We start from the raw sequence: 25864 nt of genomic DNA, 5'->3' as shown, positions 1-25864 counted from the left end.
CTTCTTAACAGATTCTAAGTTAAAGATCCAGGCTCTTTTAGAGGTATTTTCTCAGAAGGCTTTGCTGTTCCTGTATATCTTTCGATAAGGGTATTAAAGACACTATCCACAAAGCGATCGCTAAACCCAATTAGAAATGAGAGAACTAAAACGAGTTCGTCTTTAATGGACGGTTGAGGAGTGGATGCTTGAGAAGCTGCGCCGTTTGTAATCAAAAACAAGCCTGAAGTCAAAACTAAATAAAAGGCTGAACTAAGCACAATGCCTTGAACATGGCGAGTTAGCATCCACTTTATAGCATCGTTGAAATAGTAAACAGACTGACTGTTGAAACGGTGTATCATTGCCGCAAAGCTGCCAATAAAGCTCCAAATCAGAATAGGAGTAGGGATTCCCCAAAAAGAAACCGTAGCTTGGGTGAGTGGCTCTTCACTTAAGTTGATAGTTGAAACTGGAAGACTTGGAAAAATAGTTTTCAATAGGGGTAGGACAATAAGACATATTGCAATAATTACAATGTAAACAGAAACGCCAAAAACAGTATTTCTGTGCCGTTTTTGGTCTTCACGAACTAACTCTTCTATCCGCAATCTACGCGTCTCGATCGCAGTCATCGCCCCTATTAAAGCCGTTGCTCTATTGTCTAGGATATCTAAAGCTAACAAGCTTGTAGTATTTGTCTTAGGCAAAGTTAAGCTAGAATCTTCTTCTTTTTCTTGCAGTAACTGATTAATTGAGTTCAACAGTTGGCTAATGATTTCGCTGTTGCTTTCTGCTTCCTTAATTAACTCTGGATGACCAATTTTTGAAACTAGGATCTGAACGACTTTTCCTCTTATAGAAATCGGCAAAACAGAATGATTAAAAAGGCTACTTAGTCTTTGACGGACTAAATTAACATTGCTTTTAATGTCTAGTAATTGTCTTGTCTGTCTGGTGTTTCCATCTTCAGAGTCAGACCATAGAGCGTTTAGCTGTTTTCCGTACTCTTCTAAACTATTTGATTTTAGTGAAGATGCTAATTCAAGCAAAGGCTCATAGGTTATCTCGTGAGTTGCTCTTGCTTTAAAGTTTGGCAAAGATCTTGACTTATGATTCGGCTCTAATGGAAATCCTGTGGAAACTGCTCGCAGCTTTATCAGCTCGACTAAAGCATCTGAAACAGGAATCAGTTCGCTTATTTTATCCATCAGATCTTGAATTTCATTAGAATTCAGCGTGGATTTGATAGAAGGGTTACCATTCATAATCTCTAAGTCCAAAAGGTGAAATAAAAGTGTTTGGAGGCAACATTATCAAGCTGCTTTTATAAAACGGCGATCGCACAACATCAAAGCAGTGTAGTTGGATGATTCTTTAACCACACCGAAATTAGGGCAAGAATTGCATACCGCTTTGAGATGATTAAAGCCTCAACGCAGCACGAGTTTGCGGGCCGACAATGCCGTCAACCATTTCAAATCCTAAAGACCTCTGAAATGCTATGACTGCGGCTCTGGTGTTTTCACCAAAAAGACCATCTGCTGCTCCGGGCTTAAAGCCTCTAGCAATCAGAGCTTTTTGCAGTTGCAGAACATCTTCGCCTGTAGAGCCAAGTTTTAGCGATCGGATCGGACGATCGTTGCTTAATTCATCAGGACTCAAGTTCATCCCCAGCTTGTCTGTCACCTCTTTTCGCAGTTGGGGAAGCTGATTATAGAGCCAGTCACCCGGACAATCAGTATCGCTAAAGTCTCGGTGTCCTTTGATGTTGACAGGGCTGATTTGACAAGAGCTACAAAGGGAAGCACATAGCTCTACCAGGCTATCCCACTGGTTCTGCTCCATTTGAAACGTCATGAAATTTCCCTCATTCTCAATGCCGGGGGAGTCATTGCCGCCAGCTAGTTTCCCGTCGTCTTGGGCAGCGTGGGCAGAGCGAATGCAAAGTCCCTGCTCAACGGCATTTAGAGAACCATGTCTTCCTTCAAGAATGAAGCCTCCGGTCGTGTTGAGAAAGTTGTGTCCAGAATCTGACCATCCCCTACGAAAATGCCCGTGTTGAATGTTGCGGGCAAACTGCTTTGCTCCATCTAGAGTGCTTTGTGATGGGTCATTGGGAGGGTTTTTGTTGTCTGTGTGGTGAACAATGATGTAACGAGGGGAAGTGACTGGAAAGGGAAATGTTCCTGGAACGGGAGGTTTGGCATCCCACTCATCGGCTGTAATGACTTTGGCAGTAAAAGGCATGATGATCGTTCCTCAAAAATGACTTGGGATAGAAGGATGATCTGCGATCGCGACTTCGTGGGTTTTGATAGCTGCGATCGCAAGTATTGTTCGAGGAGTTTAGGGGCTTTCTGACTAAGCAGGTAATCCCAAAAACTTACTTTGGGTTCCTACAATTCTGTCTTTACCTAATCCGGTTATCTCTTGAAAATTTTTGACCGCGACCTGAGTTATGGAGTCATAAACGTCAGTCACCTTATTGGCGGTGAGAGAGCTACAAACTCGTCGAACTCACGTTTAGTTAAATCCTATCTGGATGAACTGCTCTTCGTCGGTCGGTAAAAGGTCGGATAAAAGTCAGATAAAAGAAAAGTAGATGACCTCTGTAAAGTTACTGAAAATTTCTCCGGGATTTTTCTGGAATCGAGAATTCTTCGGTGAATATAATCACCAACTTCCTCAATGTTCACCTTAGTCACGACGATCGACGAAACCTTGCAAACGATCGAGCGCCTGCTCCCTCTGGGACGTTTGGCAGGAGAAGGAGGCGTTCCCGGATGCGTGCAGGAGAGTCTACTCTTGCCTTGAGGTAAACACGAGGTCAACCTCTAGCTGAAATTACTTGCGTCGATCGTCCATCTAGGAATGCCAAAGCTCAAGTCAATGAAATGAAAGCGTTGGTAGGGAATGCCAAAGCTCAAGTCAATAGAATGAAAGCGTTGGTAGGGAATGCTAACGCTTAAAGCGATGTAATCAAAGCCTTCCTGAGAAAAGCCGAGGCTCAGGTTTGTTCAACAAAAGCATTCCTAAGTGAAACTAACACCCAAGTCGATCTAATTCAATATCAGTTCGATGAGTTTTCTCACTGCGTTATTCAGCGATTCAGCCCCCTAAATCCCCCAAAATTGGGGGACTTTGAACCGGAAAGCTTGGCTTGAAGTCCCCCAATTTTGGGAATTTAGGGGCAGCCCGAATCTGAAACCATAGCGAAAAGCTTGATCGAATTCACGTTAATTCCGTACAATTGCCAACTTTAATGCGAATTTACTCAAGCTCCACGGGAATGATCCTTGAATCCTCTGAGGGTTTGGCAAAACCCAGGCGGTTAGAGTGCAACTGTAAACATTAGCAAAGGGTGCATTCCGATGCCTCGGCAAAAACGCAATTCCCAATCATTAGACCGAGCGCAACACCGCGCTATTAGTCTACAGTCGATCGATCCTGCCCTCGATCTCGGCAGAAGCCTGACCTTAGCGGCTTATCAAACTGCGATCGCGACCCACAAAACCCATTTGGATGACTACAATCGCACCTTGTCTGCGATCGAACAACTGGCACTTGCGGTTGAGGAATCTGAGAAGGTGTTAAAAGATCTGAGTGAGCGGATGCTGCTGGGTGTGGCTGCCTTTTATGGCAAAGACAGCGAGGAATATGTAATGGCGGGAGGTGCCCGCAAGAGCGATGTGGCGCATACAATGTCGAAAGCTCGAATGGGCATACCCAAGAAAAAAGCGCCAGCGGATGCTGCCTGAGTCAATGGGTTTGAGGTGATCCGGTTGGTTTGAATTGCCACTTTGCTGATTGTTTAGCGGGGTGGTTTTTTGGGGCTGGTTGTTCAGCTAGGTTAGGTTATGTTGGCTGCTCTTTAAGTCCACTTGCGCCCGAATTGGTAGCTGCATTTGTTTTGGCATCTGATATGGAAGGGCAAGTAGTTTCTGTCAGCGCACCCACGATGATCTTCCAATTACCATCCACCTTACGCATGGTGTAATTTAAGTTGAAGCACTCAAGAAACGTTTCTGGGTGTTCTTCCTTGCACTGTTTGAAACGAATCACAACTCCAGTCACGATCGCCAGATTATCGCTGAGTTGCTGAACATGCAGCGATTCAGCAACACTTCGAGTAAAACAACGCCGCTTCAGATCTTTCATCACCTTGCTAAAGCCAAAGTAACCGATGATTGGGTTGCCGATTACAGCAGCTTTTTCAGGTGAAATCAGCATTGCCGGGAAGTGGAAAAAAGGTAGCACTTTTGCAGGGTCAAGCGCTTGAAAAGCATCTGCATATTGCTGAAATGCCTTCTCAATCAGGTCTTTTTCGTCTGTCATTACGAATGCTCCAAAAAGTTGATGATAGCTGTTGCGGTAGAATCTGGATGGCTGAAACAGAAAGCATGAGCGGCATCTTTGATGGTTTCTTGTTTAGCACCAGAGATTTTTTGGGTCAGAATATCACTGTTTTGTGGAGGAATGACGCGATCGCGATCTCCAGTGATCACCAGCGTCGGGGCTGTGATCTTTCCCAATCGATCACAAGTATCGTGACTGCTCATCGCATAAAACTGACGTGCTAAAGCATCCCCTTTGCTGTGAAGCGGTGTAGTTGTTTGGAAGAATGTTTCTAAGTCGAGTTGATGCTGTTGGATAAACTCTGGTGTGAAGAGTAACTCCAGGACATCGCTGTTGAACAAGTTACTCAAAGCTCCAAATTGACTACAGGTTCCTCCAGCCATTGTGCAGCCGAGAATCAGCTTATGCAATTTGTCAGCGTGATTGAGGGCAAAGTGCTGGGCAATCATGCCGCCCATGCTGACACCCAATACATTAACTTTAGACTCACCTAATACATTAAGTAAAGCTGCGGCATCATCTGCCATCTGATCAATGGTATAGGCATGGGGCGACCCTTGCGGTATCTGCGAAGCAGCGCGACTGGTTTCTCCTGCATCCCGATTATCAAACAGAATCACTTTGTAACGCTGTGAGAGTAGCTCAGGAAGTTCTGTGCCCCAATCTAATAAACTGAAGCTAAGACCCATAATCATTAACAGTGGATCGCCCTGACCTTGAATTTTGTAGTTGATATTCAGGTCGCCGATCGTGACTTTAGGCATATCGTTTAATTAAGAGAAGGGGCAACAATCAAACTCAGATATAGAGAAGATTCCATCACTTGGAGATCGCACCCCTAATCGATGAATTAAATGTAGCCGCCGACTACTCTACTTGGCAGTCGGTAAAAGGTCAGATAAAAGTCAGTTTTTCCTGAGAGGGGCGGCTGGATGATGGGTATTTTATTAAAGAAGAAAATAAAAAGGGCGATCGGGTCGATTCTGTCGGGTTTCACTGCACTTAATCGTTTGCAGGCGATCACTTGAGGGTGATCAATTCAATCGATGGCTAAGTAAATTAGACTTTTTTTACCTGACTCGGCGGTCTCTCTTTCGTTCGAGGATAGCTTTACTGTTGTTGTGGATCATGATTGGGGGGATGCCATCCGCCACGCATCCAAAGCCGACGGGCGCGACGAATAGAGCCATCGTCATGGCGATCGTCGTTTATATCTAGCCGATTAATTGTTGCGCGTCCCATTGGACTGATACCAATAATCTTTTGACCATCATGGTTCCAGATAAAGTGGTCTGTCCAATGATCTTGTCGAGGATTAAATAATCGCTGAGTGGTTTGGGTGTCTGGGTCTATGCCATCCATGAAGTTATAGCGGCGACCGTTGCAGCGGGTGCAGGCTAGGGCAAGATTGTCTTCATCATCACTGCCATTGAGAGACTGAGGAATGATATGGTCGAAGGTAAATAGCGCGGTGCTGCCTTCTTCTGCGGAGTGGCAGTATTCACACAAGGAATTAGCACGTTGGCGGACACGTTGACGGGTAGCACGACTAATTGTCACGAGTGGTTACTGGTGATTCCGCGATCATCCGAGCATTGATCAGTGTGAAGATGCGATCGAGTTCGGTAATGCCAGCAAATTCAGCGGCTTCGGCTTCGGTAAGCGTGTTGTCTTTATGCTTATCAAGAAGCATTTCGAGATGGGTTTGCAGTTCGTCGGTGAACTTGAAGAGGTTGAGTCCACGTACTTTTTGAATTTGAATTCCGGCTTCGACCCAAGAGGAGGGCTGTACCATTATTTGTGTGACCATACGTTTCCTTCCCACAATAGATGATAGGTTTTAGTTTATCGTATTGCTCCCATCGATTGTCGGACAAAACAGCGATCGTAACCTGGGTGAGTAATCTTCTGTAGGTTGGCTTGAGCTTGCGAAGCCCAACAATTCCAACCTTTCGTCAAACTTTCCGCACTGTTAAACAAAACCATCCATTCACCATTGATACGATCGCCCTTCACAAATTAAAGGACGATCGCAGCTATGTTCTATGCTCTATGCTCCTCTAAAATCGCTTGCGCCTGGTTAGCTTTGCGCTTCCGCAAAACTCCTAGACCTAGACTGACCAAACCAGGCAACAAGGCAGGGGTTGGCACAGGGGTTGCAGAAGATGAATTGGAAAAAGCGACATCCCCGTAGGTATAAGCGTAAGCAGGGTAGTTGCCAGTGGAATCGTACGAGTAAAACTGAGCAAAGGAGGCAACAGATTTCCAGCTAAAGGTGCAGTGAGAACTGCCTGTTATGCCACGCTTCTCGGCAAGCTTTTACAGACGTTTCCCGTATTAAGTCTTCTTCAACTTGATAGCAAAACCGATTCTAGGCTCGGGGACAGGTGGATTGCATTTATCTGTACCCGTAACACACATAACCCGATTAACTGGAACATTAACGACCTTGAATTCAACAGAACCAAGACTAGGAATACTTAAGCTTCCTGTCTTCGCAAGCTCAAGAAACTGTTCTAATGCAATTTCTGCCCCCACTTGAGTCGCAAACTGGGAGAAAAAGATGAACTCAGACTTGATTTTTTCTTCAAGCTCCAGCATGAGTTGGCTGGAGAGCGCTCCACCAGTAACACCAGAGAGTATGAGATTTGTAGCTAGATTTTTCGTGGAAGCCCACTCCACGAAGGAGCGCGACGAAAAATAGGTAGAAGTTTGTGATCCGGGTTCTGCTCCCGATTGCTGAGAGCGAATTTGATCGTAGGTGTCGTCAGACTTATCAGTCACGCCTGGAGGAATCATATTTACGGCTGCAACGATCGAACCCAACGAGGGAACTTCACCATTTAACACCCTAGCAAGTGCGCTAGCATTGATTGTCAAGTTACCAATTCCACCTTGACCACAGCTTATCGTTGGCGTTGATTCACTTGTGGTTAGGTTATAGATGTAAGTGTAGTTGCAGGTAGCCGAAATTGGTGGAGGTTGAATGGTTCGCCACTGCATCTCTACGTCTGGATATGGAACATTTTTCCACTGCATCTCTACGTCTGGATATGGAACATTTTTCCATTGCATTTCAACAACAGGCACTTTAACTGTCACTTCTCGCCACTTGTCTACTGGCACATCTACTCTCTTACGACATTTACCCCCGATACTGAGTACACACCTAGATTCCATCTCAATGTAAGGTACTCTCTTAGTCTGGGTTTTCATGACTGTGACAGGAACTTTTTCTTTCCGATACTTTGTGACTGTGACAGGAAACTGTTCTTTCCGGTACTTTGTAACCGGAACTGGAATTTGTTCCTTGATCTCGCCATAAACGTGCCTTGCCAAAATCACTCCTTCAACTTTGATTTCCTTGCCTGAAAGGTTGTAAGTGACGCGGCTCAACTCGTACTTACCTTCATTTCCAATTTCAGCACCAGATAGAGTAGATAGAGCGCCATTGATTTTAGATGCCACACTAGAAGATAAGTCGTTGACCTTTTTCAACTCAGGCACACAGGCTTCTAGTGTTGAGTCAACAGGTTTCAGTAGATCTAAAGTCTCTGGCATAGTTAAGTTAACGCACGAATTAACATCGAATGCTCCTGCCAATTCAGAGAACACAATTCCAGCGCCAGACATAAAAAAAGAGGTTGCAAAGATTTTCAGGCAAACTTTGTTCATGGATTTCCTTTAGTATCGATAGTTGAAGCTAAATGCCAACACGTAAATTTCAGGTGATGCCCCAGCGCCTACCCAACAAAATGACTTTGATCTGAACTGAGTTCAACTTAACTTCCGTTCATATGTTGGGATTTGAGTAGTTTCGTAGGTTGGATTGAGGAACGAAACCCAACCTACGGAAAGGATGCGATCTCACTAATTGGTCAGCGCAACGTAGAGGTCAGCAGTAACCTACCTGGGAATGATTTTAACTAGAACAACATCAAGATCTCCCGATGGCTTCTTTTGAAAGTCATACTGTTCCCCACCAGACAATACGCGCTTAAGCGAGTATCGAGGATTGCGACCATACTCGGTATAAAAGAGATAGGTAGAACGTCCAGAATAGGTACGGCACTGTTTAGCCTCTAAAGCCTCCACCTTACCGTCAAGCTTAAAGGTTGCTCTACCGGCTAGACTACTGCAAATGACAGTTTGATTAGGTGCAACTTGAGCAGAAGCAGTCAGTGGCAGAAGTCCTAGCAATGTGCTGAAAGCAGTCAAAACGGCTACATGAGCGCTCTTACGCATTGAAGCAATACTCCTTGGTATCTAAATGTTTGCTTGGACTGTTCAACCTTAATCTCTGTTCACTTGCTTTGTCAGTCGGAGAAAGTCAGAGAAAAGTCAGAGAAAAGTCAGATGTACTCCGCAAGCGATCTCCTAAATGCACTTCTATTGAGAATGTGCAGTTACTTGGCGATCGCACCCCGCACAAAAACCCTTACTCACTTGAACGAAAATCTTTGCCTGTTGAGCTATCCTGTGTTTTTTGTACAGATCGCTCCTCTTCACACTCTGATGACAGAACGCGATCGCGACCCCCTTTTAAGCAGGTCTCTTAGCTTCTAAGTAATCCAAAAAATGACGTTTCCCTGACTGCCTGCTGTTTCGATAACCTTAGCTTTTTGGCATTACGCTTGACTAGTCGGAAAAGTCGGATTAAAGTCAGTTAAAAGTCAGGGATTCTACTGAGGCGGCTGAACGGGTAGAAGTTTATAGAAGCTGAAGCCTTTGTCAAGACTGCATAACGAGTCAGTCTGTTCCTCCGGAAAAAGTTAGGTTGGATGCGGTATCTACTGAAGTAGCGAAATCAGTGACCTTCAAACGTCACACCATTCAATAGTGCCTGGAAGGAATTGAACTGATGACGATCGAAGAAGCCTTAGCAGTCGTTGAGCAAATCTTGGAGCGAGGGCGCTTAAACAAGGTCGAAGAATTGGTGCTGCGGCAGAGTTGGGAGGGTCTATCCTATGGAGAAATTGCTCGACTCTCTGGCTACGAAGCGGGATATATCAAAGATACAGGCTATAAACTGTGGAACGTCCTTTCAAAAGCTTATGGCGTAAAAGTCTCGAAGCACAATCTTCAAGGTGTGCTGAAACGAGCCGTCAAAGATGACCTGACTGCAATTCAAAACTCAAAGCCCAAAACTCAAAATCGCACTGACTGGGGCGACGCGATCGACGTTTCTATCTTCTATGGTCGCACTCAAGAAATCACGACGCTCCAACACTGGATTCTGGAAGACCGTTGCCGCTTGGTGACGCTGCTGGGCATGGGCGGCATGGGAAAAACTGCGCTCTCAGTCAAGCTAGCAGAGCAGATGCAAGGGGAGTTTGACGCTGTGATTTGGCGATCGCTCCGAGATACTCCAGCGATCGCAGATTTGTTAACGACTCTGATCAGATTTCTTTCGCCTCACCAAGATTTGTCTCAAGAGATCGGAGACAAGATTTCTCAGCTAGTTGAATTGTTGCGGCGATCGCGCTGTTTGATTATTCTCGATAACTTTGACGCATTGCTAGAAGGCGGCAAACGGGCAGGAGCTTATCGTGATGGCTATCAAGAATATGGCGAGCTCCTGAAGCGAGTCGGAGAGATTGCTCATCAAAGCTGTGTGGTGTTGACCAGTCGAGAAAAACCGCAGGAGGTCAGTGCGCTTGAGGGCGAAAAGTTACCGATTCGTACTTGGTCATTGGCGGGTGTGGATGCGATCGCTGGACATCATATTTTAGATGCTAAAGGCTTAACGAGTTCAAGAGTTGACACTGCAAAACTAATCGAACACTATCGAGGCAACCCGCTGGCGCTCAAGATTGCAGCTACCTCGATTCAAGACTTATTCTCAAGCGACATTGGGCAATTTTTAGAGCAAGGAACAGTCGTCTTTAATGGCATCGGCAGTTTGTTAACCCAACAAATGGCTCGTTTGTCTGATTTAGAAGCTCAAGTGATGGATTGGTTAGCGATTAATCGCGAAGCCGTTTTGCCCTCGGAACTGCGGGCAGATATTGTGCCGGAGTTGTCTAGCTCAAAACTGGTTGAAGTGCTGGAATCGTTGCGCTGGCGATCGCTGATTGAAAGCAGTCCGATCGGGTTTACGCTGCAACCTGTGGTGATGGAATTCGTCACGGAGCGACTGATCGAGCAGGTGAGCCATGAGATTATCACTCAATCACCTCAGCGCTTTCTCAGTCATGCTCTCGTGAAAGCTCAGGCGAAGGACTACATTCGAGACACTCAGATTCGCGTCATTGTCAGACCTGTGGTTGAGCAATTGTTGGCTGTGTTTCGAGTGCCTAAAGCGATCGAGCATCACCTCACCCAACTCTTAGTCAACCTGCAAGAATCGGCTGAATCTGGCTACGGCGGCGGAAATCTCCTCAATTTGTTCCGTCATCTCGGAACTGACTTAACGGGCTATGACTTTTCTCAGTTGCAGATTCGCCAAGCTGACTTGCGAGATATCAACTTACATCACGTCAACTTTGCTCACGCAGAATTCATCGACTGTAGTTTTGCTGCCACGTTTGGAGGCATTACCTCAGTTGCCTTTAGTCCTGATGGACAGCTGCTGGCGACCAGCGACACAAATGGCGATACTCAACTCTGGAATGCCTCTCAAGGTCAGCAGCTTGGAGTCTTCAAAGGTCACGCTGGTTGGGTTTGGCGAGTTATTTTCAGTTCAGATCAGCAGACTTTAGCGAGTTGCGGTCAAGATCACACCATTCGATTGTGGAACATTCACACAGGACAGTTACGAAGCATTTTGCATGGACACACCAGCATTGTGACTGACATCGCTTTTAGCCCAGATGCCCAACAACTTGCCAGCAGCAGCGAAGATCAAACCATCAAGCTATGGGATGTTGAAACCGGACAGTGTTTGAAAACGTTTTACGGTCATGGTGCTTGTGTCTGGAGCGTGATTTTTCACCCGCACGATCGCACGTTAATCAGCGCTGGAGAAGACAACGCAATTAAGGTATGGGACATTGCTACAGAAAACTGTTTAAAAACACTAATCGGACACCAACAATGGGTGAAAACAATTGTCCTCAGTTCTGATGGTCAAATGCTGATCAGCGGCAGTTTTGACAGCACTATCAAACTGTGGGATCTCCATACCGAACGCTGTCTTGAAACACTGGTCGGACATCAAGGCGTAGTGTTTTCAGTGTCGCTCAGTCCCGACGGAAAGATTTTGGCAAGCGGCAGCTATGACCAAACGGTAAAGCTATGGAGTTTGCAGACTGGGGAATGTGTGAGGACGCTGCAAAAGCACACCAATCGAGTCTGGTCAGTGGGCTTTCATCCTCAAAAAGACTTGCTTGCTAGTGGCGGAGATGACCACACGGCAAGACTTTGGGATATCTATACTGGGCAATGTACAAAAACGGTTCAGGGACACAGTAATTCGATTTATACGATCGCGCTCAATCCAACAAATTGCCTACTCGCCAGCGGGCACGAAGATCAGACCATCCGACTGTGGAAGGGCGATTTTAAATCACCGACTCAACCCTGCACAATCTTGCGAGGACACACAAACCGAGTGTTCTCAGTTGCATTCAGTCCCGATGGCAGCGTTTTGGTGAGTGCCAGTCTCGATCGTACTCTCAAACTCTGGAACGTCCACACGGGGAAATGTCTGAACACGCTGCAAGGTCACACTAGTTGGGTGTGGGCGATCGCGTTCAGTCCTGATGGAACCCTACTCGCTAGTGCCAGCTATGACCAAACGGTAAAACTTTGGGATGCTCATACTGGGAAATGTTTGCGAACATTGTCGGGACATACTAGCTCGGTGTTGGCGATCGCCTTTAGCCCTGATGGACAATGGCTTGCTAGCAGTGGCTATGAGCAAATCATTAAACTCTGGGATGTCTCAACAGGTGAGTGTTTCCAGACATTAGAGGCACATACTAATCGCGTTTGGGCAGTTGTCTTCAGTCCTGATGCTCAACGGCTTGCCACTTGTGGTGATGACCAAACCATCAAACTTTGGGACATCAAAACTGGCGATTGCCTTCAAACTCTGCACGGGCACACGAGCCAAGTTCTATCGATTATCTTTGATCAGAAGGGCAACAAACTGATTAGCAGCAGTGCTGACACCACAATACGAGTGTGGGATGTGGCGACTGGAGAATGCCTTAATCTCTTGCAAGGACATCAGAATTGGGTTTGGTCGATCGTCCTCACTAATGACGATCGCACCCTTCTAAGTGGCAGTCAAGACGAAACCATCCAGTCTTGGGATCTCACAACAGGGCAGCATTTGCAACGCCTACAAGCACCTCGTCCTTATGAGAAGATGAACATTAAAGGTGCGATCGGACTTACCCAGGCTCAAAAGGCAACTGTCTTTTCACTAGGCGCGATCGCTTCTGAAGCTGAAAATAGAACAGTTATATAGTACAATTGATCTAAATCAGTTTTCTTTCTATGACTACAAAACTCACCATTTCTGGCAAAGTTATGGGCAAGACTCGCCCAACTTTCGCCAATTGGGAATTGTTCTTATCAGAAGAAATGGGCGACGCAGAAGTGACGCTGCGATCGCTCCTCACTCACATTGTTCAAGCTGAGGTCGAAGCCTTTAAAACGCGGCAAAGTCAACGGCGACTGTTGACGATTTTGAGTCCTGAACAGATTCAACTGGGGGTAGAACAAGGCAAAATTGATGCGGGTGGCAGTGAGTTAAACCAAGCTGTTGACGTTCAAATAGCCGTAGAAACTGCACTTCAAGCGTTTATAGATGGGCTGTATTTTGTGTTTTTAGATGATGAGCAGATTGAAGATCTAGAAGCGCAAGTGGTGCTAAATGCGCGATCGCAGTTGCTTTTTCTGCGATTGGTTCCATTAGTCGGCGGGTGATTGGGAACAATAAGTCATATTTTGCTGCGTTGTTTTTGTAGGAGCCTTGGAAAGATGCTGAATCCTGAAGTTGCACAAGCTCAATTAAAGCAGGTTTATGACAAAAATTGGCGATCGCAGCGACTTCAACAAATTGCAGCATTGCCGGAGCCGAGCCGCACGATCGCCTATGCATTAATAGGTCATCGTGCGGATGGTCTTTCGTCAACAGAGATCTATCAATACCGAGACACAGCGCTGCAACAGTTAGACCGTGTTGATGATCCGACTCCAATTTTTGATTGCTTGTTTCCACAGTTTGGCACGATCGTCACTGCGGCTTGGAATCTTCATACTCAGTTGCCTTATCAATCGGGATATTCTCGGCGATCGTTTCGCGCACCTCATCACCCACAGTTTCAGCAAAATCGGAGAAATTGGCTCCTAATTTTGATTGAGGCAGCAGAGGGATATGACCAAGATCTAACTTGGTTTGCGGCTTGGGTTCCTTATCTGCGAAGAGGGATAGATTCATTTGGGATCTTGTTTGCAGCCGCGATTAATCAAGGCGATGAGCTAGGACAGACTATCTTTCAAATTCTGCTCGATTCGGCTCAGGGAGATCATGAAATTGGAGTGATGGGACGACATATCACTCGCGGATTGCTCGTTGCAAATCGACCAGAGGGTTGGGAGTTTGTTGAACGATTGTTGCTGGCAGCACAGCGGCAAGAAGGTTTAAGACAGACGATTTTAGAAACCATTGATGAAGCACACCCGATCGCCTTTGAGCGAATGTTGCGGCTGATTGTAGCAGAGAATCTGACCCGGTTTAGTGCTGTAGTTCGGGCGATCGATGTTTGGTTTGGCTTTGGGTTAGAGTCGCTGAATGAAAAGTTAGCCAAGCAAATTCTAATTCAAGTCAGCGAATTGTTAGGCGATGAAACGGCTCAACAATCGGCATTAGAAAGTTCTGATCCACAGACGGTTTATCTAGCACTTTGGAGCTTGGGATTTAGAGATGCGATCGCGGCGATCGAGACTGCTGTTCCTCTTTTGCAGCACTGCGAACCCACCCATCGCTTTGTTGTTGTCCATTTCTTAACTCAGTTAAGCATCACGCCTGCGCGATTGGCGTTAATCGATGCGATCGACGATCCCGATTTACAGGTTGCAACCCATGCAGTTCAAACATTTCAATACTGTGCAGACGAGGTATTGAAAACGTCTGAAGTGTTCGAGCATTTAGAGAAAAATCTACCGCGTTTTCCTGAAAAGCCAAAAACTTCTGCGATCGTTTGGGAATGGATGCGGCTAGAGTCAAGTCAGGGGCTAGTTGCAACTGCATTAGTGCATCATTTAGGAACACGATCGCCCAAACGGTTAATTCCGTTTTTGTCGGTGATGGATGCTTACAAACGGCAGGAAGTAGCGCAATTGTTAGCAGCAGTGCAACCTTGGGATGCGGAGATTCGAGACACATTGTTTAAGCTGGTTGGCGATGCGAAGCAGTGGGTTCGACAAGAAGTGATTCGACTGTTGCACCAATGCACGATTACGACTGACGAAAGCACTCAGATTGAACAGTTGATGACGCGCAAAGCGAGTGATCTGCGACGAGGGATTTTAGGATTGTTGCTAAATCAATCAGATAAAAGTGCGATCGCGTCTGCCAAACGACTTTTACAAGCAAAGCAAGCACCCCAACGGCAAGCTGGATTAGAACTGCTGAGAGAGCTAGTGTTGAGTCAGAGAACCGTTGAATCTTGTCGAACTTTAGCGATCGAGTATCAAGCACGACAATCAAAGCAAACAACAACCGAAGAACAATGGCTGGCAACAATTCTAGAACCTGAAACCAAAGAAGTAACACTAACTGATGCGCTGGGATTAATCAATGTTGCTGAACTAACACCGATCGCAACTCCAGAACCTACCGCACACGTCACGTTTAACACTCCAGCTTCGATGGCTTGTTTAATAGCACTCGATGAACTGATTCACGAACATCGACAAACCCCCGTGAAGTTTCCAGCTTGGGAGGGGGAACAAGAGGACTTACTGGGCAATTTGAACTCAGAATTTCCGAGCGTTGATCTTCGTCTCTCCCAATCCGAAAATCGTGCAAATCTACCTTTGAGCGATGTTTGGGAAAATTGGTGGCAGCAGCGAACTTCTAGATTACGCGACGAAGATGGGCTGGAATTATTTCGTGCGATCGCACCCGCATTTGGAAAGCGCGAACAAAATGATGAATTTGCTGTAGAAAACCAAATAAGCTTGCAATCTCTCACAACAACTCTGGAAAACTTAGTGACTCTACCAGAGCAATCGCTTCGGTATCCTAGTCTTGTAAATTCTGTAATCCGATGGCTGATCTATCAGCATCCGCCTGAGCAAGCCTCGGAGTTTATCTTAAACGCGATCGCTCACATTCTCCAACTGATTCCAGCGGAGACACTATCTACTAATCCAGAGTGGCTCAATAACCATTACTGGGGAGTTCGCAGTTGTGCTAATAATTTCCTAGCCAGTTGGATTCGTTATGCATACTCGTATGAGTTCTTAATTCCTGAAGACCAACAACAAGATTATCGAGTACGATGGTGGCAGCTAAATCGCTGGCTCGATCGCTGGATTCCGTCTTACTATTCAGTGACAACCGTGTGGGATGTTCATGCTGCTTATCAAGCTGGAGCAGCCAAGGAAGCAGATTTAATCTTTCATTTAGTCGGCGCACCAGAGCGAGATCTAACAGCACAGCCTGAATTGACACCCGGAACATTAGCGGAGGCAAAAGCAACCCTCAGAACCCATTTTTCAGAACTAGCCGAACTCACTCGACGCAAACCACATAGTTATGAAGCATTGCCATACTTACGTGAAATTGCCGATCGCATTCGACAACGCATTCTCGCAGTTGAACTTCAACGGGGCAACTTTCCTACAGCGGCTTCGAGTGCAGCTTGTTCTCTGCGATCGCTGACCGGAATTTCAACAATAGTCCAGTTAATTCAAGCGCTAGGACAAGAAAAACTGGTGCGAGGCTATAGCTACAACAATCTCAGCAAAGCGACTGTGTTTAGTCATTTAATGCGAGTCAGTTTTCCGGCTCCAGAAGACACGCCCGAAGAGTTTAAACAGCGTGTGATGTCGGCTCAGATCGCAGATGAGAAACTGATTCAGTTTGCATTCTACGCGCCCCAGTGGGTGAACTATGTTGAACATTCATTAAGTTGGGTTGGGCTGGCAGATGCAGTGTGGTGGATTCATGCCCACACCAAAGACACAAGCTGGTCAGTTGAGCAAGATGTGCGAGAAACGTGGGAGGCTCAAATTAGCGAACGCACACCGCTTTCAACTCGAAGTTTGATGGATGGCGCGGTTGATGTTGCCTGGTTTTTGAGCATTCGGAAGCGATTGAAAAAGGAACATTGGCAACAGATTTATGAGATGGCACAGTTTGCCTCGAGTGGAGGCGGACATCAACGTGCAAAACTGTTTGCAGATGCAATGCTGGGCAATCTTGAATCTGGAGAAGTTCGCGATCGCATCCTCAAAAAACGCCATCAAGATGCGGTTCGCGCTTTGGGATTGTTGCCCTTACCCAAAGGCAAGAAACGTGAAAAAGAACTGCTCGATCGCTATCAGTTGCTTCAGGAGTTTCTACGATCGAGCAAAAAGTTTGGCTCTCAGCGTCAAGCTAGTGAAAAACTTGCGGTCGAAATTGGCTTAGAAAACTTAGCGAGAACTGCGGGTTTCATCGATCCACAACGCCTGCAATGGGCGATGGAAGCGGCGGCTGTTGCCGATCTCGCAGGTCAGGCGCAAACTATTGCGATCGACACGGTGAGTATCAGCTTATCGATCAATGCACTAGGAGAACCCGAAATTGCAGTGTCTAAAGCTGGCAAACCGCTCAAATCCATCCCTATCAAGCTCAAGAAAGATCCTCAAATTCAAGTACTCACCAGCCGTAAACAAGACATCACCAAACAAGCTTCTCGAATGCGGATTTCGTTAGAGCAAGCCATGTGTCGCGGCGATCGCTTTGCTGTTAACGAATTGATTCAGCTTCGCAATCATCCCGTGCTTGCGCCAATGTTGAATCAACTGATTCTAGTGGACGATCGCGACATTGGTTATCTAGAGCAAACTGGATTACGTCACCATGACGAAACCATTCGAGCGATTCAATCTGACACACTTCGTATTGCTCACCCGTATGATCTACTACAATCCAACGAGTGGCATTTGTGGCAGCAAGATTGTTTTAATCAGTCTCGCGCCCAACCGTTTAAGCAAGTGTTCCGCGAATTGTATGTGCCGACTGCCGCAGAGCAATCTGAACAGATATCGCATCGCTATGAAGGACATCAGGTGAATCCGCGACAAGCGATCGCGCTATTTGGTCAACGCGGTTGGATTACGTCACCCGATCAAGGTGTGCGGCGCACTTTTCACACAGAAGGGTTAATCGCAGAAGTAGACTTTCTGAATGGATTTTATACGCCGCTGGAAGTGGAAGGATTAACGATCGCAGATGTGCGGTTCTACCGCCGCGATGAATGGAAACCACTGCCCTTAAACGAAGTCCCATCCGCTTTGTTCAGCGAAGTGATGCGAGATTTAGATTTAGTGGTGAGTGTGGCCCATCAAGGCGGAGTCGATCCAGAAGCCACTGCCTCGACCGTGGAAATGCGATCGACCTTGGTGCGAGAAACTTGCCGCTTGCTGAAGCTTTCAAATGTCCAAATTCAGAGCAAGCACGTTTTGATTGAGGGGCATTTGGGCAGCTATTCGATTCACCTAGGGAGTGCAATAGTTCACCGTCAACCTGGAGGAGCGCTTTGCATCATTCCAGTAGCTTCTCAGCATCGGGGTCGGATCTTTCTGCCGTTTGTTGATAATGACCCTAAAACAGCAGAAGTGATTTCTAAAGTGGTGCTGCTCTCAAAGGATAAGGAGATTCAAGACCCAACAATTTTGGAACAAATTCTTTAAGCCGGAAATTGTTGGCCAAAGGCTTACAGAATCTGAGGTTTTAGACATTGTTGAATGAGGGAATGAAATGGCTGTAGGGATAGCGCCCCCGTGCCTACCCCTGACGGAGGGCAACCACGGGGAGATTGCCCCTACCCAAATTATTCTTCTATTCAACAACGCTAGGTTTCGATGGGCAACACGATCGTAAACGTCGATCCTTTCCCAACTTCAGAAGTCACCGAGATCGTGCCCTGTAGTCGCTTCACTAGCAGATCAACGATCGCTAACCCCAACCCGGTGCTATCGGCTATCTGACTCGCATCAGAGGGCTGCCCTCGAAAAAAGGGGTCAAAAATTCGGGCTTGAACGTCTGGCAAGATGCCAATTCCAGTATCGATGACGCTCATAGTCCACTGCTCATTGTTCAGAACACAACACGCCAAAGTGACGCTACCCGTTTGAGTATAGCGAATGGCATTACTCATGAGATTAATCAAAATCTGTTGCAGACGAAACGAGTCTATCAACACTGAAGGGAAGTCTGGAGTGCAGTTCCATAAAAGAGGCAATGCTCGTGCGTCGGCTAGCGGCTGTACCACTTCTAGAACTGAATGAATCACCGATCGCACGTCTGTCCATTCTAGTTGAAGCTCAATTTCACTCGTCTCGTTACGAGAAAGCTCTAGAGCATCATTAATCAATCGCAACAAGCGGCGACCGTTTCGCACCACCCGATCGATATGCTCTAAACTGGGAACAGAATCTTCTAATTCCGATCGTCGCTGCTGTCTTAAAAATAGTTCTGAATAACCGATAATCGAACTCAGAGGCGTTTTTAGCTCATGGGCAAGATGAGAAAAGTTTTTTTGGCTTGCCCGGATTAATCGACTCAGTTCTTCATTATTAAACATCAGTTGAGTTTGCAGGTTCTCTAGTTCTTGCAATCGTTCTTGCATATAACTCTTAAAACACTGCGCGGTCGCTTCATCGATCACTTGATCAATCAGCGACATTACCCTAAATACTTCCGCTGTCGTTGTGTTAATCAGATCTGGTTGAAGATTTCTAAACAGCGCAGACCGCAGAAGATGATACTCTCGTGCGATCTCAGCCGCATCAAAGCCCTGTTCGGCTCTTTCAGAACCGTGAACTAAGCTGTCACGAATCACTGTCTGAGTGTCACTCACTTCTGATTGTGACAAAATCGTCACTAGCGCTTTAAGAACCATCGGAATATGGTTTCTAATCGCCGATCGAGGCAAAGAATCGGCGCTTTTAATTTGACGATCGTCGGAGACAGCTTCTACCCATTGTTGAGTAATGACCTCGATTTTCTCACTCAGAAGTTGACTCAGATCCAACATGGCATGCAATAAAGAGTTTGTTGGAAAAATCGCAGGGCTTTGACCAGTCTAGACAAACTAGAATCAGCTCGCCCGATCGTAACTCAATCTGTAATATACAGTCAAAAACTTTCGGCATTCCTGAACGTAGCGATGATTTGGGTAGGGGCGATCCCCCCGTGGTTGCCCTCCGTCAGGGGTAGGCACGGGGGCGCTACCCCTACAGCCATTTCATCTCCTCATTCTGCAACGCCTTTTCTTGCATACAAAGGGTGCAAGCGCGTGAACTCCGATTACTCAGGCAGGAGTTGCTTGAGTGCGACGCTGGATCAAATCTCGAATCGAGGCTTTCTCTAGAATTCCAACTAAAACCCCATTATCACGAACGACGGTTAACGCAGGCAGTTGCTTTTCTTCTAGCAGCTTCGCCACTTCTAGCAAAGGTTGACCCGATGCAACCGTTAGCGATGGCTCGATCGGCTTCATCAAGTCTTGAACCTGAGTATCAACCCACTGCTCAACCGATCGGGTTTGCAGAGCATCGATCGCAATCTCACCAACCAGTTGCCCTTCGGCATTGGTCACCAAAAACTTACGCCAGTTGTCGCGGCTCAAAATCTGCTGATCAGCAAACTCTCTGAGCGAAAGTTGTGCAGAAACGACTGGACTGTTCAGGGCAACCGCATCTGCCGCAGTCAGCCCGATAAACTGTTCTTGAATTTTGGCAGACTGTCCAGCTCGACCTGCATTTTGCAGTAAAAACACGCCAATTAATAGGTTCCAAACACTGCCAAGGCTACCTGAAATAACCAGCGGCAGCAGCCCAGAGGCGATCGCGACCCAACCAAAAATCTGCCCAACCCGGCTGGCAAACGCAACTCCTTTATAGGGGTTGCCCGTCACCTTCCAGACTAATGCTTTCAGAATATTGCCACCATCAAGCGGCAACCCAGGAATCAAGTTAAACAGGGCTAAGGCGAGGTTAACAGAAGCCAACAAACTGAGAATTGCAGTCAAAGGCGTAGCTGCGCCAGTTGCTAATGTCATCAGACTCAACAGCCCAAACAACAGAAGGCTGACAACTGGCCCTGCGATCGCCACCCAAAATGCTTCGCCAGGAGTCTTCGATTCTTGGTCGAGGCTGGCAAGTCCGCCAAACAAAAACAGCGTAATTGACTGCACCCCAATGCCTTGACGTAGTGCAACAAAGCTATGCCCCAACTCGTGTGCCAGCACTGAGGCAAACAACAGTAGAGAAGTTACTAAACCCAATAGCAGAGGCACCCCACTATTTAACGCTGGAAATTGAGCCGTAATGCCACTGCTATAGCTCCAGGTAAATAATCCCAGCACTAAAAACCAGGACGGGTTAACGTAAAAAGGAATGCCAAACAGATTACCGATGCGAATATTGCCGTTCATACAGCGACCTCTGACCCTATAGAATGTTCACGCTTAACTGATGTTTTTAGTGTAACGAAGTGTGAACAACTTTCTCAGGTTCCTGACGGTGTGAAAGCCGCCTAATATTCGTTCGGTTAGCGGCGAGAAATCAGTTCAGTCTGTCGCTTGGCAAGATATGATACCAAAGGAGTCAACAGAAGCAACCCATGGTAGAACGTCCCATCAAGAAATCTGAGCGGCAGACCGAGAATTTGTCAAATTCGTCTGATGCCACTTCCCAAGCTTCAGATTCTAAGCCTTCTGCTCCTGCAAAGCCTCAGCGCTCATCGAGTTCATCAGGCTCATCAGAACGAAGCGACGATCGTCCGGCCGGACGAAGCGACGATCGCTCGTCGGGACGGAGCAACGATCGTTCATCAGGCAGAGGCAAGAGAGGCTCTCAAGACGATGAACCCAAGCAGATGATGAATCCTGCTTTGATGCGGGGCCCAAAACCTGTCAAAGCTCCGATCGCGCCTGAACCTCAGCCAGAAGCGATCGTTGAAGAAGTGACAGAAGAAACCACCGAAGCGATTCCCGAAGAAATCACCGAAGCATAGCTGAGCCAATCCGTTTCTCAGCACGATCGGTTAAAGTCTTCTCGCTAATCGCAAACCTAAAATGCATCCTCTAGTCCTGGCTAAAGGGTGCATTGTTTTTTGGGCATTGCTGAATCAAAGTATGAATCTGCCTTCCCTTTCCTTGGGGAGAGGGAATTAGGGTAAGGGCGGTCTGCGGAATTTTGTCTTCAAACAATTAACTTAAATGGCTTTTCAGAAAGCACTGCCCCATTCCCGCTCCTTAAGTTCTTTTCGAGGCAATAATAAAGTGGTTTCAATCTGCTGCCGCACGGCTGCCGTTACTTCACAGTTGCTGTTGAGGCAGTCGAGCAACAATTGGTTTGCATCATAGTATCGCTGCAACACCTGCTGCTGATCAGGGTTGAAGTGCCAGCGAATTGCAGCAGGCGGCGGAGTGGCAAGATTTTGGCTTGTCCACGCTAAAAAATCTTGCAGGTAGGGATCATGAGCCACGATCGCATCAATTTGTTGCTTCATCAACTGCACTAGAGAGTCTGCACTTCGCAACATCGCAACCGTCAGCAGGAAGATTTCTCGCCAGCGGGGTTCAGTGATATGGCTGACTAGCCGTTCTAAAGCTCGATCGGAGGCTTGCAGACTGTGACTGGCTACAATCTTTCGAGCCGTAAAATATTCTTGAAATATCTGATAGGAGAAGGAGAAAACCCCTTGCACCCGTTCTGCCAAGAGTCCGTGCTGTAGCTCGATCGCCTTGAGGATGCCTTCACTCTCTAATTGCAACTCCTCTGGCTCGATCGCAGCATTGGGCAAATCGCGGATATAGTCACCAATTTGTTGTTCGACGGCTTCTTGTCCAAAAAAGTAATCTCCTTGCTCAAACGTGAGTGTGGCAACTTGACTCAGCAGCTTCAGCTTTTGGGGCAATAAAAAGCCGCGATAGATTTCGTCGCGCTCAATACCTCTAGTTTCGTCCCATCTGTTGAGCAAGAGATCTAAACATTGCTTATAAAACTCCGATCGCTTGGTAGGAAATTTTCCCTGGTGATGAAAGACCCAGCAGGCGAGGTGGAGAAATAGAGGCGTAACGGCAAGCCTGCGGAAGGGCATATTTTCAGCCAAGTCTAATGTCTCAATAAACCGAACTGCCTGTTCGTGCCCCGCTTGAATCGTGGTTTTTGTCAGAGTTGTAAACCACTTTTGAGCAAAAGCCACAATTTGATCTTGACTAAACGGAGCTATCTCAACATCTGTGAAGCGTCTAAGATTAATGGCTTGGGTCGCTGGGCGGCAAGCGACGACAAACAAATTCTTTTGATACTTCTCTGAGAGTCTGCGAATTTCGTTCACAACGACCCTGCGCTCTTGGTCAAGTACTTCGTCTAACCCATCGAGCAATAGCAACACTCTGCCCTCGCGAAATAGAGTTTCAGCCACCTCTGAAATCCCAGAAGTGAGAAATTCTTCACGAATATAGTTGAGTAAGCTAAACTCGCCTGCTGCCCTAGATTCATCAGCAAAATCTCTCAGAGTGATAAAAATGGGAACTCGATCGACCGCAAAGATACCTCGGTTGCAGCCGATCGCGAGATATTGCAAAAAAGTGGTTTTACCTGCCCCTGGCTTGCCCAACACCCGCAGTTTCGAGTAGATTTTGACTGCTTTCATGCCCGCAATTTGGGTTTGGGATACATCCCCTAGTCCAGATTGATCGCATTCTTTAGGCGTAAAGCGTTGCAAATCAGCCAACTCTAACCACTGCTGGCTCGGAATCTCCTCTAACGTGTTGACATCAATATAAATGTCGTCAATTTTAACAGGGTGGTTAACGTCTAATAACTGCAAGGTGCCGCACTGATCTTGAATTTTGTCTTGACGCTGCGATCGTACCTGTTGTACCAAAGTGTCGATATCTAAAACAGAAGCCTGAGCGGTTCCCTGGGAATTAAGCTTTGTGCCAAACGCTCCAGGTTCAGGAAAGTCTGCGGGAGGATCGACCGCAATTTCTCGCCAATGTAGGCTTAATATTAAACAAATTTCTAGAAAAACTTGACGCTCGATCGGCTGCCCCGTAAAAAACCGCCAGATTGATTGACGTGTCTTTAAACCGACTTCTCCTGCTAGATTTTCTTGAGTCCATCCCGTATGAGCAAAGGCGCGCTTTGCTTGCTCAACCCCAGAAAGTGATGCCCGTAGCGATCGCTTAACCATGAAATAAAACTTCTGGTCTTAATCTCAAGATCTTATACACTCCTCAACATCTACGAACTTACAAGCTTCTTCTCAATCGACAATCCATCGCTTGACTGAAATTGTATAAATTTAGAAGATTTTTCACGGGCAGATCGTCTTCATGAAATTTATTAAAAAAAGGGCAGGTCTAAACCTACCCTCGTAATTTAAATGTTGACTTGGACTAATTGTGAGATCTCTGTCACCCTTATTTGTTGGGTTGGGGAGTCATGCGTAGATAAGGCTTGAGTTCGGTCACGCCTTTAGGAAACTTTTTCTTGGCATCTTCAGTAGAAATCGAAGGCACCACCACACAATCGCCGCCATCTGTCCAGTTAGCCGGGGTTGCGACGCTGTGATCATCGGTGAGTTGCAGCGAGTCAACCACACGCAAAATCTCATCAAAGTTGCGCCCAGTGCTTGCGGGATAGGTGAAAGTGAGCCGCAATTTCTTTTGAGGATCGATCACAAACACCGATCGCACCGTCAGCGTATTGTTGGCGTTGGGGTGGATCATGTCATATAGATCTGAAACCTTCCGGTCTGGATCAGCCAAGATCGGATAATTGAGCTTGGTGCTTTGAGTTTCTTCAATGTCACCAATCCAGCCTGTGTGAGAGTTGACATCATCGACGCTGAGCGCTAAAACCTTGACATTGCGCTTGTCAAACTCAGGCTTAAGCTTTGCAACCGTGCCCAGCTCGGTGGTGCAGACGGGCGTAAAATCTTTGGGGTGTGAGAACAAAATCACCCAACTATCGCCAGCCCAGTCATAAAAATTGATAGTGCCTTCAGAAGAGTCTTGAGTGAAGTTGGGAACTGTGTCGCCTAGTCGGAGAGCCATAACCGATTTTCCTGTTGATCGCAGATAGTTACTTACAGATCATGCCATAAAACCCCGGTTTCCCGGTCGGAGTTCAGATCTATTTACGATTTTAGTTAAAGGTTGTGAGAGCGATCGCCCTCTCTAAATCTTTAACTTAAGAATGTGAATTAAATAAGATGTAGATCTTGTGGGGTAGGCATCTTGCCTGCCCAGACAACCGAGATGGCTATCCCACTTTATTTAATCCAGACTTCTTAGACTCGTAAATTTAAAGCTGAAGCCCAATTTATGAAGATACCGTATTTGTAGCGTGATTTTACGTCAGTACCCAGTAAGAATCATGAAGGTACAGCTTAATTTTTAAGATATTTGGTTGAAATTGCGGAGTCGGAAACCCTAGATCTTCAAGTTTAATCACGATAGCTTCCGTTAAATCTCTGAGACATTTCGTAAAGCACTGGTCGAAAATACCGTAGTTTTGGGCACGCTAACATCAAACTTGAACACCGGGTAACTAAACAAACTCATGGACGCTAAAGCCTTTCTCACCGTTGACGAGCAATCAATTAGTTTAAGAGAATGTCTGAAATATCTTCAGACTGCTGGGAAACTGCAAGGATTTTTGGGCGATATTCTACGGCAATATGTATTAGAACAAGAAATCGCAAATCGAGAAGATTTGGATATTAATTCGGCGGTAATTGAGCAAGCGGTGATTGATTTCCGCCTTCAGCAGCAGTTGACCGACCCGAAGGTTTTTCAAGAATGGCTCAATCGCAACGGGTCAGATTATTCGACCTTCCATAGTCAAATTAACTCAAACTTTAAAGTTGAAAAGCTCAAGAGTGTGATTGCAGACGCAAAGCTGCAAGAATATTTTATTGAGCGTAAGGTGTTTCTCGATCGCGTCGTCCTCTCTCGCATCATCGTCGAAAATCAAGAACTTGCCGATGAGCTAAAGATTCAGATTCAAGAAGGGACGAGTTTTGAAGAACTCGCTCAAGAACACTCGATCGCCGACGATCGCATCTCCAATGGCATGATGGGCCCGGTGAGTCGTGGCACGATGCCCGATCAGATTAGGGCGGCGATCGATTCTGCCGAACCGGGTGATCTGGTTGGGCCGATCGAGGTTGAGCAGCGTTGGGCATTGTTTAGAGTCGAGCAAGTGATTCCGGCAACGCTTGATAATCAGCAATTACGACAAACTTTGCAAACTGAATTATTTGAGCGCTGGCTAGCAGAAAAAATCCAAAAAATGACCGTCAAGCTTCAGGTAGAGTAAATTTTGAGAATCGCCT

20 protein-coding genes are annotated in these 25864 nt (G+C 46.5%); 7 read left to right on the top strand and 13 right to left on the bottom strand.

The genetic code is table 11. The features are described 5' to 3' along the window. Positions 1 to 14: 14 nt before the first annotated feature. Together BRW63_RS03115 and BRW63_RS03110 are read right to left on the bottom strand one after the other, a co-directional pair. On the bottom strand, positions 15 to 1247 hold the full coding sequence (locus BRW63_RS03115; protein ID WP_073069451.1) for a hypothetical protein: 1233 nt from the start codon (positions 1245 to 1247) through the stop codon (positions 15 to 17). A 157-nt stretch (positions 1248 to 1404) separates the two neighbouring features. After that, complete coding sequence (locus tag BRW63_RS03110; RefSeq protein WP_073069450.1) at positions 1405 to 2229, bottom strand: peptidoglycan recognition protein family protein; 825 nt, start codon at positions 2227 to 2229, stop codon at positions 1405 to 1407. Between the two features lie 441 nt (positions 2230 to 2670). On the opposite strand from BRW63_RS03110, the gene BRW63_RS29435 reads away from it, so the two are divergent. Together BRW63_RS29435 and BRW63_RS03105 are read left to right on the top strand one after the other, a co-directional pair. Further along, positions 2671 to 2796 carry a hypothetical protein gene (locus BRW63_RS29435; RefSeq protein WP_262983517.1) on the top strand — a complete coding sequence of 42 codons (126 nt, stop codon included), beginning with the start codon at positions 2671 to 2673 and terminating at the stop codon, positions 2794 to 2796. A 557-nt stretch (positions 2797 to 3353) separates the two neighbouring features. Next, positions 3354 to 3740: a hypothetical protein gene (locus tag BRW63_RS03105; RefSeq protein WP_073069449.1), complete on the top strand. Its 387-nt coding sequence runs from the start codon at positions 3354 to 3356 to the stop codon at positions 3738 to 3740. A 97-nt stretch (positions 3741 to 3837) separates the two neighbouring features. Here BRW63_RS03105 and BRW63_RS03100 read toward each other — a convergent pair whose 3' ends face one another. The 7 genes from BRW63_RS03100 to BRW63_RS28730 form a co-directional block, all read right to left on the bottom strand. Beyond that, positions 3838 to 4317 (bottom strand): nuclear transport factor 2 family protein, encoded by a 480-nt coding sequence (locus BRW63_RS03100; protein ID WP_073069448.1) that lies wholly within the window; start codon positions 4315 to 4317, stop codon positions 3838 to 3840. After that, the gene (locus BRW63_RS03095) at positions 4317 to 5102 is read right to left on the bottom strand and encodes an alpha/beta fold hydrolase (RefSeq protein ID WP_073069447.1); all 786 of its coding nucleotides are present in this window, start codon (positions 5100 to 5102) and stop codon (positions 4317 to 4319) included. The genes BRW63_RS03100 and BRW63_RS03095 overlap by 1 nt, the downstream gene beginning before the upstream one ends. Before the next feature lie 346 nt (positions 5103 to 5448). Next, positions 5449 to 5898: an HNH endonuclease gene (locus BRW63_RS03090; RefSeq protein WP_073069446.1), complete on the bottom strand. Its 450-nt coding sequence runs from the start codon at positions 5896 to 5898 to the stop codon at positions 5449 to 5451. Continuing rightward, a complete protein-coding gene (locus BRW63_RS03085; protein ID WP_073069445.1) occupies positions 5888 to 6148 on the bottom strand; it encodes a hypothetical protein in 261 nt (86 codons plus the stop codon). Before BRW63_RS03085 ends, BRW63_RS03090 begins: the two co-directional genes overlap by 11 nt. 233 nt (positions 6149 to 6381) lie before the next feature. Then, positions 6382 to 6489 (bottom strand): PTPA-CTERM sorting domain-containing protein, encoded by a 108-nt coding sequence (locus BRW63_RS28050; RefSeq protein ID WP_181314320.1) that lies wholly within the window; start codon positions 6487 to 6489, stop codon positions 6382 to 6384. 186 nt (positions 6490 to 6675) lie between these two features. Next, positions 6676 to 8013: a hypothetical protein gene (locus tag BRW63_RS03080; protein ID WP_073069444.1), complete on the bottom strand. Its 1338-nt coding sequence runs from the start codon at positions 8011 to 8013 to the stop codon at positions 6676 to 6678. Between the two features lie 231 nt (positions 8014 to 8244). Continuing rightward, a complete protein-coding gene (locus tag BRW63_RS28730; protein WP_073069443.1) occupies positions 8245 to 8583 on the bottom strand; it encodes a hypothetical protein in 339 nt (112 codons plus the stop codon). A gap of 616 nt (positions 8584 to 9199) precedes the next feature. Between BRW63_RS28730 and BRW63_RS03070 the strand changes: the two genes are divergently transcribed. The 3 genes from BRW63_RS03070 to BRW63_RS03060 are packed head-to-tail and all read left to right on the top strand — an operon-like array spanning position 9200 to position 18198. Then, entirely contained in the window at positions 9200 to 12754 is a 3555-nt protein-coding gene (locus BRW63_RS03070; protein WP_073069442.1) for an NB-ARC domain-containing protein, read from the top strand. Between the two features lie 29 nt (positions 12755 to 12783). Further along, positions 12784 to 13215 carry a hypothetical protein gene (locus BRW63_RS03065; RefSeq protein ID WP_073069441.1) on the top strand — a complete coding sequence of 144 codons (432 nt, stop codon included), beginning with the start codon at positions 12784 to 12786 and terminating at the stop codon, positions 13213 to 13215. A gap of 54 nt (positions 13216 to 13269) precedes the next feature. Further along, a complete protein-coding gene (locus BRW63_RS03060; protein WP_073069440.1) occupies positions 13270 to 18198 on the top strand; it encodes a DUF4132 domain-containing protein in 4929 nt (1642 codons plus the stop codon). Between the two features lie 161 nt (positions 18199 to 18359). Here the strand turns inward: BRW63_RS03060 and BRW63_RS03055 are convergent, their stop codons facing one another. Together BRW63_RS03055 and BRW63_RS03050 are read right to left on the bottom strand one after the other, a co-directional pair. Next, positions 18360 to 19544, bottom strand: coding sequence for a sensor histidine kinase (locus BRW63_RS03055; protein ID WP_073069439.1), 1185 nt, complete (start codon positions 19542 to 19544; stop codon positions 18360 to 18362). A gap of 276 nt (positions 19545 to 19820) precedes the next feature. Further along, the gene (locus tag BRW63_RS03050; RefSeq protein ID WP_073069438.1) at positions 19821 to 20945 is read right to left on the bottom strand and encodes a site-2 protease family protein; all 1125 of its coding nucleotides are present in this window, start codon (positions 20943 to 20945) and stop codon (positions 19821 to 19823) included. Positions 20946 to 21133: 188 nt separating this feature from the next. On the opposite strand from BRW63_RS03050, the gene BRW63_RS03045 reads away from it, so the two are divergent. Further along, the gene (locus BRW63_RS03045) at positions 21134 to 21526 is read left to right on the top strand and encodes a hypothetical protein (protein WP_073069437.1); all 393 of its coding nucleotides are present in this window, start codon (positions 21134 to 21136) and stop codon (positions 21524 to 21526) included. 213 nt (positions 21527 to 21739) lie between these two features. On the opposite strand, the gene BRW63_RS03040 is transcribed toward BRW63_RS03045, so the two are convergent. Beyond that, positions 21740 to 23716 (bottom strand): NACHT domain-containing protein, encoded by a 1977-nt coding sequence (locus BRW63_RS03040; RefSeq protein ID WP_073069436.1) that lies wholly within the window; start codon positions 23714 to 23716, stop codon positions 21740 to 21742. A gap of 229 nt (positions 23717 to 23945) precedes the next feature. Further along, positions 23946 to 24581, bottom strand: coding sequence for a peroxiredoxin (locus BRW63_RS03035; protein WP_073069435.1), 636 nt, complete (start codon positions 24579 to 24581; stop codon positions 23946 to 23948). Between the two features lie 508 nt (positions 24582 to 25089). On the opposite strand from BRW63_RS03035, the gene BRW63_RS03030 reads away from it, so the two are divergent. Beyond that, on the top strand, positions 25090 to 25848 hold the full coding sequence (locus BRW63_RS03030) for a foldase protein PrsA (RefSeq protein ID WP_073069434.1): 759 nt from the start codon (positions 25090 to 25092) through the stop codon (positions 25846 to 25848). Positions 25849 to 25864: the final 16 nt, after the last annotated feature.

The sequence above is a fragment of the Phormidesmis priestleyi ULC007 genome, from assembly GCF_001895925.1.
Lineage (GTDB): Bacteria > Cyanobacteriota > Cyanobacteriia > Leptolyngbyales > Leptolyngbyaceae > Phormidesmis_A > Phormidesmis_A priestleyi_A.
The sequence above is the reverse complement of the archived record's forward strand: the minus strand, read 5'-3'. Positions and strand labels throughout refer to the sequence as shown.

Excerpts from the sequence above, each read along its gene's own strand:
- BRW63_RS03040 (WP_073069436.1), bottom strand. The coding sequence starts at position 23,716 with ATGGTTAAGCGATCGCTACGGGCATCACTTTCTGGGGTTGAGCAAGCA.
- BRW63_RS03055 (WP_073069439.1), bottom strand. The coding sequence starts at position 19,544 with ATGTTGGATCTGAGTCAACTTCTGAGTGAGAAAATCGAGGTCATTACT.
- BRW63_RS03085 (WP_073069445.1), bottom strand. The coding sequence starts at position 6,148 with ATGGTCACACAAATAATGGTACAGCCCTCCTCTTGGGTCGAAGCCGGA.
- BRW63_RS03100 (WP_073069448.1), bottom strand. The coding sequence starts at position 4,317 with ATGACAGACGAAAAAGACCTGATTGAGAAGGCATTTCAGCAATATGCA.
- BRW63_RS03105 (WP_073069449.1), top strand. The coding sequence starts at position 3,354 with ATGCCTCGGCAAAAACGCAATTCCCAATCATTAGACCGAGCGCAACAC.
- BRW63_RS03110 (WP_073069450.1), bottom strand. The coding sequence starts at position 2,229 with ATGCCTTTTACTGCCAAAGTCATTACAGCCGATGAGTGGGATGCCAAA.
- BRW63_RS03060 (WP_073069440.1), top strand. The coding sequence starts at position 13,270 with ATGCTGAATCCTGAAGTTGCACAAGCTCAATTAAAGCAGGTTTATGAC.
- BRW63_RS03045 (WP_073069437.1), top strand. The coding sequence starts at position 21,134 with ATGGTAGAACGTCCCATCAAGAAATCTGAGCGGCAGACCGAGAATTTG.
- BRW63_RS03065 (WP_073069441.1), top strand. The coding sequence starts at position 12,784 with ATGACTACAAAACTCACCATTTCTGGCAAAGTTATGGGCAAGACTCGC.
- BRW63_RS28730 (WP_073069443.1), bottom strand. The coding sequence starts at position 8,583 with ATGCGTAAGAGCGCTCATGTAGCCGTTTTGACTGCTTTCAGCACATTG.
- BRW63_RS03050 (WP_073069438.1), bottom strand. The coding sequence starts at position 20,945 with ATGAACGGCAATATTCGCATCGGTAATCTGTTTGGCATTCCTTTTTAC.
- BRW63_RS03030 (WP_073069434.1), top strand. The coding sequence starts at position 25,090 with ATGGACGCTAAAGCCTTTCTCACCGTTGACGAGCAATCAATTAGTTTA.
- BRW63_RS03115 (WP_073069451.1), bottom strand. The coding sequence starts at position 1,247 with ATGAATGGTAACCCTTCTATCAAATCCACGCTGAATTCTAATGAAATT.
- BRW63_RS29435 (WP_262983517.1), top strand. The coding sequence starts at position 2,671 with ATGTTCACCTTAGTCACGACGATCGACGAAACCTTGCAAACGATCGAG.
- BRW63_RS03070 (WP_073069442.1), top strand. The coding sequence starts at position 9,200 with ATGACGATCGAAGAAGCCTTAGCAGTCGTTGAGCAAATCTTGGAGCGA.
- BRW63_RS03095 (WP_073069447.1), bottom strand. The coding sequence starts at position 5,102 with ATGCCTAAAGTCACGATCGGCGACCTGAATATCAACTACAAAATTCAA.
- BRW63_RS03080 (WP_073069444.1), bottom strand. The coding sequence starts at position 8,013 with ATGAACAAAGTTTGCCTGAAAATCTTTGCAACCTCTTTTTTTATGTCT.
- BRW63_RS03035 (WP_073069435.1), bottom strand. The coding sequence starts at position 24,581 with ATGGCTCTCCGACTAGGCGACACAGTTCCCAACTTCACTCAAGACTCT.